Origin of the sequence: Pseudomonas sp. 313 (genome assembly GCF_000316965.1) — a bacterium.
GTDB lineage: Bacteria > Pseudomonadota > Gammaproteobacteria > Pseudomonadales > Pseudomonadaceae > Chryseomonas > Chryseomonas benzopyrenica.
In genome coordinates, this window is the sequence record NZ_ANBZ01000079.1 from 386,638 (window position 1) to 399,432 (window position 12,795).

A 12,795-nucleotide genomic window follows, 5' to 3' on the forward strand; every position below is an offset into this window, starting at 1 on the left:
TGCTGCGCGTCGGCTAAGCGGCGTTGAAGATGGCTTCGGAATGCTCATTTACCAATCGTAAACTCCGCTTCCTCAGCCATCTTCGCCTTGCTTAGCTCTAGCTCGCTAGACTTTGAACAGGCTTCAAGCCCGGTCTATCTGGTGGCTATTGCGGCGTACGGGCCTCGATGGCCTTGACCATGAAGTCGGCCAGCTTGTCGTAGTTCTCGTCGAAGTGATGACCGCCCGGGCGGCCCAGCTTCTCACCCGGTTGACCCGGCTGGGTGCAACCACTGTCGTCCTTCTCTTCCTCGCCATAGACACAGAACAGCTTGGCGGCGGGAATTCTGCTGGTTTCCGGCAGGGTATCGGCCTCGTCGCCCGGTTTGCCGAGCCAGCCTTCCACGGCGATCTCGAAGTTGCTCTTGCGGCTGAAGGCCAGCAGCAGCAGCGAGGTCACCTGGTCCTGATCGGCCTTGGGCAGGCGGTTGTAGACCGCTGGCAGGATGTCGGCGCCAAAGGAGTAGCCGGCCAGGACGAAGTGCTTGGCGTTCCACTTCTCGCGGTATTCCTGCATCAGGTTGGCGAGGTCGGCGGCGACCTGCTCGGGACTCTTGTGCTGCCAGAAGTAGCGCAGGGAATCCACGCCGACGACCGGATAACCCGCTTCGTTCATGGCCTGGGCCGAGAGACGGTCGATGTCGCGCCAGCCGCCGTCACCGGAGTAGAAGATGGTCACCACGTCGGGGTGACCGGGCTTGACGTCTGGATCGGCCGGCATCTCGATGGTCGGGATGTCGTTGTGCTGGCCCAGCAGACGATTCTTGAGCTGGGTGCGCAGGACCACCGGCAGGGCGGTGCCGTAGTCGGCGATGGTCAGATCGGCGTTGCTCTGCTGGCGCACGAAGATGGCCGAATCGTCGGTCGGATGATCGTTCCAGGCGATGTGCCATTGACCCGCGGCTGCCTTGGCCGGCAGGGCATCCGGGCAATCCAGGGTTTCCAGGTTGAAGCCGACGCTCAGGGCCGCGGCCTTCGGATTGTCCTGGGTGGTCAGCCAGCGCCAGGCGCGGGCGGCGCCTGGGCCGATGCCGCCGACGAAGGTCGGGGCGCCACTCAGCTGCTTGGCCGCGTTGGCGAAGTCATCGCTCTGCGCCTGGCAGCCATTGGATACCCTGACCTCGTACTGGACGATCTCGGCGCCGGTGTTGGTGGCCAGGCCCAGCAGATCGGCATCCGCCAGCTGCAGGTCCGACGGCGTGGCCAGCACCACGCGGGCATGGGGCTCGCCCTTGGGCGCGGCCATGGTCAGCAGCCGACCATCCGGCTGCTCCAGGACCTTGACCTGGGGCGCCGACGGCCAACGATGGAGCCACCACCAGCCCAGGCCCCCCGCGATCAGCAGGATGACGAGCAGTACTGCGAGTGCACGTTTCAGCATAGGAGTCTCAACGTTTGACCAGGCCGGTGTAACCCCCGGCGATTAGGGCGGCGGTATCGGCGAAGGCGACCAGGGGGTCCAGGCCGGCGGGTACCGCCATGTAGCGCGGCTCCCACTCCGGATCGAACTTGTCCTTGAAGCGACGCAGTCCCTGGAAGTTATAGAACTGTTCGCCACGTCTGAACACCATGGCGCCCAGGCGTTGGGTGATAGGGGCGCCACGGCGGGGATGCAGGCCGGCCAGCGGGACCATGCCCAGCGAGAAGCGGGCGAAGCCGGCGGCCTTGAAGTGCAGGATCAGCCCGAGCATGAGGAATTCCATGGTCTGCTTGGGCGCATCCGCGGTGACCCGCATCAGGTCGATGCTGGCCAGATCCGGACGTTCGGTTTCCAGCAGGTTGGCGAAGGCCACCGCCTTGCCCTGGAAGCGCACCACGGCGATGCGGAAGTGCTGGAGATAGGCAGGGTCGAAACGACCCAGGGAAAAGCCTTTCTCGCGCACCTGCTTGCTTTCCAGCCAGACGTCGGAGATCGCCTTGAGTTCGTCCAGTGGCGCCTCGCCCGGGGCATGGAATTCGATGGCCAGGCCGTCGCGCTGGCCACGATTCCAAGTGTATCTCAGGTCCTTCTTGCCCTTGCTGTCGAGATCGAAGGCGTGCAGGTCCACGCGCGCCTCTTCGCCGAGCTTGAGCGCGGTGAGTCCGATGTCCATATAGAAGGGTAGATTTTCGGCGCGCACCTGATAGAACACCGGTCGGGCATGGTGCAGGTCGCAGAGATCACGAAACTTCCAGATCAGCTCGGCGCGTGGCTGGGAGCGACCGATGGGGTCGAAGAGGGCGATCAGGCTGCGGCCCCGTCGTCCGTACATCAGGAAGGCATCGTCGCTGTCGTGGAAGAGCAGGGCCTTGTCACCGGTCATCACCAGGCCGCCATCCGGCTGACTGGATTTGCGCACGATGCCGAAGGCCCGCTCGAGCTCGGCGCTGGTGGGGGCTTCGATGGGCGGCGGCGCGGCGCGCAGCAGCCAGCCCAGGGCGATGATCAGCAGCAGGACCGAACTGCCCAGGGCGGCACGCAGGCCGCGTGGCGCATCGGCATCCAGCGCGAATTGCCACCAGAGGCGGGTGTCGTAGGGCACGTCCTGATAGGCGAACAGCAGCAGCCACACCGAGGCGGCGACCACGCAGATGCTGGCGGTCACGTACAGCGGCGAGAAGGGCTGTTCCATCAGCCGGCTGCGGCGATAGAAGGATTTGCGGAAGATGGCGAGCAGCGCGGCCGTGATCGCCAGAATGGAGGCTTCCTCCCAGTCGAAACCTTTCAACAGGGACAGCAGGCAGCCCAGCAACAGCAAGACCAAGGTCACCGCCCAAGCCGCGGAGAGGCGCCGGCGCAATCCCTGCGCCAGCAATAGACAGACGACGCCGATCAGGCTCGCGCCCAGGTGGGAGGCATCGATCAACCGCTGGGGCAGCAGGAAATCCATGCCCTCCAGGCGGGTGTCTATTTCAGGGGTGACCCCAGAAAAAAGCAGGACCACCCCAGAAAAAAAAACCAGGATGGCGAGGATGGGTGCCGCGAGTCCCGAGGCGACCCGTACCGCAGGACTGTTCGACAGCAGGCGCCGGCCTTCGCTGAACAGCAGCACCAGACAGGCGATCACGAACGGCAGCAGCACATAGAACAGGCGGTAGACCACCAGCGCCGCGGCCAATTGGGCGGCGCCCAGCTCGTTGGCGAAGGCCGCCAGCAGGACAGCCTCGAATACGCCGACACCGCCCGGAACGTGACTGAGCACCCCGGCGGCCAGCGCCAGCAGATAGACCAGCAGGAAGGCACCGAAGGGCGGAGCCGTCGGCAGCAGCAGATAGAGCACCATCGACGCGGCGGTCACATCGAGGATGGTGATCACCAGTTGCAGCGCGGACAGCCGCAGGGTCGGCAGGCGCAGGGCGCGCTTGCCGATGCGGAAATGCAGGGCATGGGCGCAGGGCTGCTCAGGTGCTCGCCAGCGACGCAGCGCCAGGATGCCGATCGCATAGCCGATCAGGATCACGGCGGACGCGGTAACGATCACCGCTTCCGGTACGCGCAGGGCCTGGGTGGAGGCGGGCAGGTTGGTCAGCGCGGCGATGGCGGCCAGTGGCGGCAGGGCGGTGCCCAGCGCCAGACTGGAAAACACCGTCATCCGCGCCACTTCCAGGGCGCTGAGGCCCTGACGGGCATAGAGGCGATAGCGTACCGAGCCGCCGGACAACATGGAGAGCCCGACCGCGTTGCCGATGGCGAAGGCGGTGAGGCCGCCCATGGTCCAGGCGCGGGCCGGCAGCTTGACGTCGGCGAAGCGCATGGCCGACCACTCGTAACCGAGCAGGATGGTGAAGCCGGCCGCGGCGGCGATCAGCGCGCCGATCAGGGATGAATGTGGGATATCGTGAAGGGCATCGTGGAGCGCCTCGCCGTCGATGCTGCTCAGCAGATGCCAGCAGACCACCAGCGCGGCGGCGAACAACACCAGGGTCACACCCAATTCGATGGGTTGTCGATAGGCCGTCAACCGCTCCAGCAGGCGCCAGGGCAGTGCTTGAGGGGGCGAAACAGGATGGTCCGCAGGGGATGCCGGCTTCGAGGAGACCTCTTTGGCTGGATCAGGTGCAGTCATGCAAACTCCTCTAGACAGGAACGCGCGTCAGATTACTGGTCGCGCGCGGTTTGCCAAGCCTTGTACAGATAAAAAAGCTCTATACCAACCTTTGTAGCTCGCGTAGCTACAGAGTTCGCACCGCTGGGATCTGACCCCGGTCAAATTCAGCGCAAAAAAAAAACCACTCAAGAGAGTGGTTTTTTCGAATTTGGTTGCGGGAGCTGGATTTGAACCAACGACCTTCGGGTTATGAGCCCGACGAGCTACCAGACTGCTCCATCCCGCGTCCGATGTGGCTCAGTATAGGGCCAAGAAAAAATTCGTCAAGGAAAAATTTAATATTCTTCAAAGGCTTAATTTAGTCAGGCAGGGTCGAGGTCACTTGTCCCCGTCGCTCTTCTGCATCTGGACCGAGGCCTTTTCACCACTGGAGCGATTCTGCTGATCCGATTGATCGCGATCGAAACAACCGCCGAGCGCCAGGGTGACGAGCAGGGCGGAGGATAACAATAGAGGGCGTTTCATGGGTGGTCTCCTAGATGTACGTCCTCAGTCGACCTATGAGGACGGCAAAGAGTCCGAAAAGCCGATGAGAGTCCACCGCGCTGACAAGTGAGACGGTGATAGCAAAACGCCGCGTGGTCGCTCAAGCGGGTGGTGGCCATGTGCTATCCTCGCTGGGTGTTATGGAGAACCTCATGCACCCTTCTCAGGATTCGAGTGGTCTGGACCAGCGCATCATGCGCGTGATGGAGCACGACATCGCGACGCTCGTCGCCCAGTTGTGCAATCTTTCGCTGGCGTTGACCGGCAGTAGTGCCAATGGCGCCGCCGATATGGCACTTCAAGTCGTGGAAAAAGTCGAATTGCTCGTCGACGACATGAAGACACTGCGCGTTTCCGCGCAGGCGCTGCTGGACACCACGTCCCGCCATGTTCGATCCGGCCATTTCGAAGAGCGGATCGTCATCGCCGACGACGAGAGTGCACCTTTCGACGATGGGCAACGCGACTGAACCGTTTGACCAGGAAAGTCCAAGGGGTCGCCATGAATCTCCTGCTGGAAACCTTGCTTCAGCATCTCCAGGGTCTGGGGCGTATCGAGTTCTTCGAGCGCAGTGAGCATTTCGCGCGCCTGATGATCACCACCCCGGATGGGGTCATCGCCGAGCGCCACCTCTATTACGATCAGTTGCACCATGCCCATGATCTCAAGGCGGTGGTCGACGAGCTGCGCGAAGAGGTCGTGCATCGGCAGCGCCTGCTGCAGGACGTCGGTTAACCGGCGATTCGTCGTCCGCCATGGACAAATCCGGGCGGTCTTGGCTTACTGTACGGATAATCAGCCGCAGTGCCCGGCCCGGCATCTTTCTCCATGGCTCCGGACAATTCCCCCGCCCAGCTCCCACCCAAGCGTCAGCGCAAGATCATCCATGTCGACTGTGACTGCTTCTATGCGTCCATCGAGATGCGCGATGATCCGCGCCTGGGCAACAAGCCGCTGGCGGTAGGCGGAACCCCTGATCGCCGTGGGGTGGTCGCCACCTGCAACTACGAGGCGCGGGCCTTTGGCGTGCGCTCCGCCATGTCGTCCCATCAGGCGCAAAAGCTCTGTCCCGACCTGGTCTTCGTCAAGCCGCGCTTCGACGTCTACAAGGAGGTGTCGCGGCAGATCCACGCCATCTTCCAGGACTACACCGAGCTGATCGAGCCGCTGTCCCTCGATGAGGCCTACCTGGATGTCACCCAGTGCGAGCTGTTCAATGGCAGCGCCACCCTGATCGCCCGCGACATCCGCCGCCGGGTCTGGCAGGAGTTGAACATCACGGTGTCGGCGGGCGTCGCGCCGAACAAGTTTCTCGCCAAGATCGCCAGTGACTGGAAAAAGCCCAACGGCTTGTTCGTCATCGCGCCCCATGAGGTGGACGACTTCGTCGCCGTGCTGCCGGTGGCCAAGCTGCATGGCGTCGGCAAAGTCACCGCCGACAAGCTCAAGCGCCGTGGCATCGTCCTGTGCAGCGATCTGCAGACCTGGTCGCGCTTCGATCTGCTGCGTGAATTCGGCAGCTTCGGCGAGCGCCTCTGGGCACTGGCCCATGGTATCGACGAGCGCCAGGTCAAGGTGGACAGCCAGCGGCAATCGGCCAGCGTCGAGCGCACCTATGACCGCGACCTGCCCGATGCCGCCGCCTGTGCCAAGGAGTTGCCCGAGTTGCTGGCCAAGCTCGAAGAGCGGTTGACGCGCCTGGCCGATCGCTATCGCCCGGAGCGGCCCTTCATCAAGGTCAAGTTCCACGACTTCACCCAGACCACCCTGGAACAGCAGGGCGCCGGGCGCGATCTCGACAGCTATCGGCGGCTGCTGGAGCAGGCCTATCGGCGGGGCAATCGACCGGTGCGCCTGCTCGGCGTGGGCGTGCGCCTGACCGATCTGCGCGAGGCGGCGCTGCAGTTGCGGCTGTTCGAGGACTAGCCCGCTAGAGCGGGCTCTTGGCCTGGGTGGACAGATTGACGATGGCCGCGTCCAGTTCTTCCAGCGCCGGGCTGGAGGTCGGGGCGCCCTGCTTGAGCAGGGTTTCGCTGTGCTGGCAGGCAGCGCGCAGCTGGGGCACGCCGCAATAGCGGGTAGCGCCATGCAGGCGGTGGACGCGCTCGATGAGGGCGATGCGGTCACCGTCTTCGCGGGCCTGGCGAATGGCCTGGCGATCCGCGGCCAGGGAGGCGAGCAGCATGCTCAGCAGGTCCTTGGCCAGGTCCGGCTTGTTGGCCGCCAGGCGCAGGCCTTCGTCCGCATCCATCACCGCCAGCGTGGAAATGTCCTGGCCGCCGCTGTTGAGGCTGGTGACCTCGGGCGCCGAGCTGTGCAGCAGGCGCAGGCCGGTCCATTTGAGAATGACCTGGGCCAGTTGCCGATCGCTGATGGGCTTGGTGAGGTAGTCGTCCATGCCGCTTTGCAGCAGGGCGCGTTTCTCGTTGGCCATGGCGTGGGCGGTAAGGGCGACGATGGGCACTGGGGTGCCGCCTTCGCTGGCTTCCCAGTCACGGATCGCCTCGGTGGCCTGGCGGCCATCCATGCCAGGCATCTGCACGTCCATGAACACCAGGTCGAAGCGCTCCTGCTGGACGGCTTCCACCGCCGCATAGCCGCTCTCCACCGCCGTGACCTGGGCGCCGAGATCGGTCAGCAGGGTCTCCACCAGCAGCAGGTTGGCTGGATTGTCGTCGACGCAGAGCAGGCGCGGTGGTCTGTCGGTGATGCCCAGGCCGCCACTTTCATTGCGTTGCGGACGCTGGTTGAGCAATTCCGCCACGGCCTGTTCCAGCTTGCGGCTGCAGGCCGGCTTGGAATGCAGTTGGCAATGGACGTCGGGCAGGGAGGCATGGAACACCGCCTGGTCGGTGGTCGGGCAATAGACCAGGGTGTTGCAATCCTGGCGGCCCAGTTCCCAGATGCGCTCGGTGAGCAGGTCCGGCGGAATGCTGCGCGCGCTGACGCCCAGCACCGCGAGACTGACCGGCAGCTTGCCGGAGGCCGGATGGGCGACGGCTTCGCTGAGCTGTTCCAGGGTCTCGAACGGCTCCACGCTCAGGCCGCATTCTTCCAGCTGATGCTGCAGCGCCTGGCGGGTGAGGGGGTGGGGCTCGACCAGGCCGACGCGACGGCCGGCCAGGGCGATGCGCTTGTGGCTCTCGACGCTGCCGTGGGCCTTGGGCAGGTTGAGGGTGATCCAGAATTCCGAGCCTTCGCCGGGAATGCTCTCCAGGCCGATCTCGCCCCCCATCTGCTCGATCAGGCGCTTGGAGATGACCAGGCCGAGACCGGTTCCGCCGGCCTGGCGGGTCAGGGAGTTGTCGGCCTGGGAGAAGGCCTGGAACAGCATCTGGCGGTCTTCGTCGGTCAGGCCGACCCCGGTGTCCTGGACGCTGATGCGCAACTGGGCGTGGTCGTCGGTCTCTTCCTCGACCATGGCGCGCACGGCGATGGTGCCGGAGTGGGTGAACTTGATGGCATTGCTCACCAGGTTGGTGAGCACCTGGCGCAGGCGCTGCGGATCGCCGACCAGGTGGGTCGGGGTGTCGCGGTAGACCAGGCAGACCAGCTCCAGGTGCTTTTCATGGGCCGACGGCGCCAGGATGGTCAGGGTGTCCTGGATCATGTCGCGCAGGTTGAACGGCAGATTCTCCAGCACCAGCTTGCCGGCTTCGATCTTCGAGAAGTCGAGGATCTCGTTGATGATGCCCAGGAGGCTCTCGGCGGAATTCTGGATGGTGCTCAGGTAATCCTGCTGGCGCGGGGTCAGCTCGCTCTTCTGCATCAGATTGGTGAAGCCGATGATGCCGTTGAGCGGGGTGCGGATCTCGTGGCTCATGTTGGCCAGGAATTCCGACTTGATGCGGCTGGCCTCCAGCGCGGCCTTGCGCGCCAGATCCAGCTCGATGTTCTGGATCTCGATGGTTTCCAGGTTCTGGCGCACGTCCTCGGTAGCCTGGTCGATGTTGTTCTGCATCTCGAACTGGGCATTTTCCATGGCTTCGGCCATGCGGTTGATGCCGGTGGCCAGTTCGTCGAATTCGGGGCTGCCGAGTTGGGTCGGCAGGCGCGTCTCCAGGCGCCCCTCCTGCAGTTGGCTGACCCCCTGGGCGATCACCTGCAGCGGCCGGTTGATGCGCCGGCCCATGCGCACGGCGATGAAGGCGGTGAAGGCCAGGCCGAGCAGGATCAGCAGGAGACCGGCCACCAGGTTGCGATAGCCGCGCAGCAGGGTGGCGTGGTGGGAGAGTTCGAGCTGGATCCAGCCCAGGGTCTGGGGCGTGGCCGGGTTGCCGTCGCTGCGGGTCAGGCGCAGGTCGTGGGTCTGCACCGGCAGATTGAAGTGGGTGATGTCGAGGCCGGACCTCATGCTGATGGTCTGGTAGTCCCGTCCGGTGAGCGCCACCGTCATCGAGGGGCCCGCATGGGCGAGGACGTTGCCGTCGTCATCCAGGAAGGTGATGGCCCGGACATCGGCCTGGTCGAGGGCGCGCTGGGCGATACGGTTGAGCTGGTCGTTGTCACCGGTACGCATGGCCGGGGCAATGAGCGGGGCCATCTGCTGGGCCACCAGCTGACCGTGCTCGATGAGCTGGTTGCGCATGTCGGACAGCTGCACCCAGCTGAAATAGACCCCCAGCAGAGCCGCCATGCAGCAGGTCGGGAGGACGCTCAACAGCAGGATGCGCCCCTTGAGTCCCAATTCGTCCAGCACTGCACGTCCCCCGAGGAAATTGGCGAGTCTAACCCCTTTACCAAATGTAAAGAGAGTCTTTGCGAAAGGGGTCGCACCCCTTGGCGCGTTGATTCGAGAAAATCCGCGAAGGCTGCCACGGCTTCTGGCCGAGGTGCACAACCATTGACCCCGTCGGCGGTCTGGTAGGGACTGCCGGTCGTTCCGGTGCGGTTGCGTGCGAGGAGATCCTTTGAAGAAGAGTTGCAGTCTGATGCTGGCGGGCGCCCTGTTGCTGGGGACCGGCTGGATGATGCCGACCCAGGCCCAGGAGCCCAAGAAGACCACCCTGGTGGAGCGGGGGTCGATGTACTACAGCTTCGAGACGCACCTGCTCGACTCGGCGGATGGCAAGCGCCGCTATCGGGTCTATATAGGCATCCCCAAGCAACCGGCGCCGATGATGGGCTATCCCGCGCTCTTTCTGCTCGATGGCGATGCCGCCCTGGCACAGCTGCAGGATGTCTGGCTGTCCCCGCATAAACTGAAGAGTCCGCCGGTGCTGGTGGCCATCGGGTACGCCGATGCCGCGGACGCCATGCAGGAACGCACCTACGACTACACCCCGGCGATCGGCAGTGGGCGCAATCATGACGACGTGCGCAAGGACTGGCCAGCAGGGGGCTCGCGGGCGTTTCTCGATCTGATCGAACAACGCATCAAGCCGCTGCTGACCCAGAGCGTACCGGTGGACCCCAACCGCCAGACCCTCTGGGGCCATGGCTACGGCGGGCTGTTCGTGCTCGATACCCTTTATCGGCAGCCCCAGGCTTTCCAGCGCTATGTGGCGAGCGATGTCGCCTTTGGCTGGCAGCAGGGTTTCATCCTCAAGCGGGCGCAGGAATTCCAGGGCGTGGGGGGTGCCCGTCCGGTGCAGCTGTGGCTGTACTCCGGTACCGAGGACCTCACCCGCAAGGTCGCACCCGAGGCCGCCAAGCGGCTGGCCGAACGGCTGGCCGGGCTGCCGGGGCTGCAGGTGACGCCGCAGGTGCGGCCCAACCTGGGGCCGGAGGGCATCCTGTCGCTGAGCCTGCCCGCCGCCCTGGAGGTGGCCAGCGACGGTGCCGCCACGCCGCGGCCTTAGCCAGGCGCCGGATGGGTAGGGTCAGCGATGCTTTGGGAGTATCATGGAAGGCTTTCACCCCTGGCGGAACGAGCTGATTCATGAGTCTGCACTATCCCACCATCGCCGATTGCATCGGTAACACGCCGCTGGTGCGCCTGCAGCGCCTGGCCGGCGACACCCGCAGTACCGTGCTGCTCAAGCTGGAAGGCAACAACCCGGCGGGTTCGGTCAAGGACCGCCCGGCGCTGTCGATGATCCGCCAGGCCGAGGCCCGTGGCGACATCCTGCCCGGGGATACCCTGATCGAGGCCACCTCCGGCAACACCGGGATCGCCCTGGCCATGGCCGCCGCGATCATGGGCTATCGCATGATCCTGATCATGCCCGACAACTCCAGCGCCGAACGCAAGGCGGCCATGACCGCCTACGGCGCCGAGCTGATCCTGGTCAGCAAGGAAGAGGGCATGGAAGGCGCGCGGGATCTGGCCACCCGCATGCAGGCCGAGGGCCGCGGCAAGGTGCTCGACCAGTTCGGCAATGGCGACAACCCGGTCGCCCACTACCTGGGCACCGGTCCGGAAATCTGGCGCCAGACCCACGGCAGCATCACCCATTTCGTCAGTTCCATGGGGACCACCGGGACCATCATGGGTACCTCGCGCTACCTCAAGGAGCAGAATCCCAAGGTGCAGATCGTGGGTCTGCAACCGGAGGAGGGCGCGGCCATTCCCGGTATCCGCCGCTGGCCGGAGGCCTACCTGCCGAAGATCTACGAATCCAGTCGCGTGGATCGCATCATCGACATGGGCCAGCAGGAAGCCGAGGACACCATGCGCCGCCTGGCCCGGGAAGAAGGCATCTTCTGCGGTGTGTCGTCCGGCGGTTCGGTGGCGGGCGCCCTGCGCATCGCCCGGGAAGTGGACAATGCGGTGATCGTCGCGATCATCTGTGACCGAGGCGATCGCTACCTGTCGACCGGCGTCTATGACCCGCGCTAAGCGAGGCGGCGGCGGGCTGCGCTTCCAACCCGCCGGTGGCGCCCGGGCGGCGGCGGTGCCGACTGGCAAGCGGCAGCTGCTGGCCATCGAGCGGCTGTCCCATGACGGCCGCGGCGTCGCCCGCGAAGGCGGGCGGACCTGGTTCGTCGCCGGTGCCCTGCCGGGCGAGCAGGTCGAGGCGCGGGTGCTCGGTGCTCGTAGCCAGGTGGTCGAGGCCCGTACCCTCAGGGTGCTGGAAGCCAATCCGCTGCGGCGCACACCGCCCTGCAGCGTGGCCGACCGCTGCGGTGGTTGCACCCTGCAGCACCTGCCCCATGCCGATCAACTGACCCTCAAGCAGGACGCCCTCGCCGAGCAATTCCGCCGGCTGGCCGGGGTGCAACCGTTGGCCTGGGCCGCCCCCATGGTCGGTCCCGAGTTCGGCTATCGCCGGCGCGCCCGCGTCGCGGTGCGCTGGGACGAACGCCAAGGACGCCTGGAGGTGGGTTTTCGCGCCGAGGCCAGCCAGGACATCGTCACCCCCGACGACTGCCTGGTACTAGTCCCGGAACTGCAGCCGCTGCTGCGGGCGCTACCTGACGTGCTGAGCGGGCTGGAGCGCTCCCAGGCGATCGGTCATGTCGAACTCTTCCAGGGTACGGCCACGGCCCTGCTGGTGCGCCATACCCAGGCGCTGCTGCCAGACGACCAGGCCCGTCTGCGCGACTTCTGCGCGGCCGCTGGCGTCCAGCTCTGGTGGCAGGGCAAGGGCGAGCCGCAGCCGGATCATGTCGACGCCAGGCTGGGCTATCGATTGGCGCCCTGGGACCTGACGCTGGCCTATCAGCCGGGCGATTTCGTCCAGGTCAACGCCGCCATCAACGAGGCCATGGTCGCCCAGGCGCTGGACTGGCTGGCGCCCACCGCTGACGACCGGGTGCTCGATCTGTTCTCCGGCCTGGGCAATTTCGCCCTGCCATTGGCGCGGCAGGCAGCGGCGGTCACCGGGATCGAAGGGGTCGCGGCGATGACATCCCGGGCAATACAAAATGCGCGTGACAACGGCATCGGCAACGCGCACTTTCTACAGGTGGACCTGTCGAACCCGCTACCCGCCGATCTGGGCAGCCATTCGCTGGCCTTGCTGGATCCGCCGCGCGACGGTGCGCTGGAGGTGGTCCGGCAGCTCAGAGGGCTCGGCATCGGGCGACTGGTCTATGTTTCCTGCAACCCGGCCACCTTGGCGCGGGATGCGGGAGAGCTGGTCCGACAGGGCTATCGCATGACAAGGGCGGGCATTCTCGACATGTTCCCGCAGACCGCCCATGTGGAAGCCATGGTGCTGTTCGAAGCGGGCAGGATGCCCGGGTAACGACGGCTCGCCAACCGATGCGAGCCAATCCGGCGAGAAGGCTACGCCG

The 12,795-nt window shown here is 65.2% G+C and carries 10 protein-coding genes and 1 tRNA gene; 6 read left to right on the plus strand and 5 right to left on the minus strand.

Annotated features, from left to right (window positions below; genetic code table 11):
* Nucleotides 1–145: 145 nt before the first annotated feature.
* From C722_RS0119975 to C722_RS26475, 4 genes are all read right to left on the minus strand, one after another.
* Complete coding sequence (locus tag C722_RS0119975) at nucleotides 146–1,420, minus strand: virulence factor family protein (protein ID WP_017642216.1); 1,275 nt, start codon at nucleotides 1,418–1,420, stop codon at nucleotides 146–148.
* Between the two features lie 7 nt (nucleotides 1,421–1,427).
* Nucleotides 1,428–4,085, minus strand: a complete 2,658-nt coding sequence (gene mprF, locus C722_RS0119980) for a bifunctional lysylphosphatidylglycerol flippase/synthetase MprF (protein ID WP_026083982.1) — start codon at nucleotides 4,083–4,085, stop codon at nucleotides 1,428–1,430.
* 191 nt (nucleotides 4,086–4,276) lie between these two features.
* A tRNA-Met gene (locus C722_RS0119985) sits at nucleotides 4,277–4,353 on the minus strand.
* A 92-nt stretch (nucleotides 4,354–4,445) separates the two neighbouring features.
* On the minus strand, nucleotides 4,446–4,592 hold the full coding sequence (locus C722_RS26475; protein WP_017642218.1) for a hypothetical protein: 147 nt from the start codon (nucleotides 4,590–4,592) through the stop codon (nucleotides 4,446–4,448).
* A 173-nt stretch (nucleotides 4,593–4,765) separates the two neighbouring features.
* On the opposite strand from C722_RS26475, the gene C722_RS0119995 reads away from it, so the two are divergent.
* From C722_RS0119995 to dinB, 3 genes are all read left to right on the plus strand, one after another.
* On the plus strand, nucleotides 4,766–5,083 hold the full coding sequence (locus C722_RS0119995) for a hypothetical protein (RefSeq protein WP_017642219.1): 318 nt from the start codon (nucleotides 4,766–4,768) through the stop codon (nucleotides 5,081–5,083).
* Nucleotides 5,084–5,115: 32 nt separating this feature from the next.
* Entirely contained in the window at nucleotides 5,116–5,349 is a 234-nt protein-coding gene (locus C722_RS0120000) for a hypothetical protein (RefSeq protein WP_017642220.1), read from the plus strand.
* Nucleotides 5,350–5,442: 93 nt separating this feature from the next.
* On the plus strand, nucleotides 5,443–6,540 hold the full coding sequence (dinB, locus tag C722_RS0120005) for a DNA polymerase IV (protein WP_017642221.1): 1,098 nt from the start codon (nucleotides 5,443–5,445) through the stop codon (nucleotides 6,538–6,540).
* Between the two features lie 4 nt (nucleotides 6,541–6,544).
* Here the strand turns inward: dinB and C722_RS0120010 are convergent, their stop codons facing one another.
* Nucleotides 6,545–9,313, minus strand: coding sequence for a response regulator (locus C722_RS0120010; protein ID WP_017642222.1), 2,769 nt, complete (start codon nucleotides 9,311–9,313; stop codon nucleotides 6,545–6,547).
* A gap of 211 nt (nucleotides 9,314–9,524) precedes the next feature.
* On the opposite strand from C722_RS0120010, the gene C722_RS25180 reads away from it, so the two are divergent.
* The 3 genes from C722_RS25180 to rlmD all read left to right on the plus strand — a co-directional run bounded on the left by C722_RS25180 (nucleotide 9,525) and on the right by rlmD (nucleotide 12,746).
* Nucleotides 9,525–10,415, plus strand: a complete 891-nt coding sequence (locus C722_RS25180) for an alpha/beta hydrolase (RefSeq protein WP_177323672.1) — start codon at nucleotides 9,525–9,527, stop codon at nucleotides 10,413–10,415.
* A gap of 80 nt (nucleotides 10,416–10,495) precedes the next feature.
* Nucleotides 10,496–11,395 carry a cysteine synthase CysM gene (gene cysM, locus C722_RS0120020; RefSeq protein ID WP_017642224.1) on the plus strand — a complete coding sequence of 300 codons (900 nt, stop codon included), beginning with the start codon at nucleotides 10,496–10,498 and terminating at the stop codon, nucleotides 11,393–11,395.
* Nucleotides 11,382–12,746, plus strand: a complete 1,365-nt coding sequence (rlmD, locus tag C722_RS0120025) for a 23S rRNA (uracil(1939)-C(5))-methyltransferase RlmD (protein WP_017642225.1) — start codon at nucleotides 11,382–11,384, stop codon at nucleotides 12,744–12,746. Before cysM ends, rlmD begins: the two co-directional genes overlap by 14 nt.
* Nucleotides 12,747–12,795 lie beyond the last annotated feature (49 nt).

Excerpts from the sequence above, each read along its gene's own strand:
- rlmD (WP_017642225.1), top strand. The coding sequence starts at position 11,382 with ATGACCCGCGCTAAGCGAGGCGGCGGCGGGCTGCGCTTCCAACCCGCC.
- C722_RS0119995 (WP_017642219.1), top strand. The coding sequence starts at position 4,766 with ATGCACCCTTCTCAGGATTCGAGTGGTCTGGACCAGCGCATCATGCGC.
- C722_RS26475 (WP_017642218.1), bottom strand. The coding sequence starts at position 4,592 with ATGAAACGCCCTCTATTGTTATCCTCCGCCCTGCTCGTCACCCTGGCG.
- mprF (WP_026083982.1), bottom strand. The coding sequence starts at position 4,085 with ATGACTGCACCTGATCCAGCCAAAGAGGTCTCCTCGAAGCCGGCATCC.
- dinB (WP_017642221.1), top strand. The coding sequence starts at position 5,443 with ATGGCTCCGGACAATTCCCCCGCCCAGCTCCCACCCAAGCGTCAGCGC.
- C722_RS0120000 (WP_017642220.1), top strand. The coding sequence starts at position 5,116 with ATGAATCTCCTGCTGGAAACCTTGCTTCAGCATCTCCAGGGTCTGGGG.
- cysM (WP_017642224.1), top strand. The coding sequence starts at position 10,496 with ATGAGTCTGCACTATCCCACCATCGCCGATTGCATCGGTAACACGCCG.
- C722_RS0119975 (WP_017642216.1), bottom strand. The coding sequence starts at position 1,420 with ATGCTGAAACGTGCACTCGCAGTACTGCTCGTCATCCTGCTGATCGCG.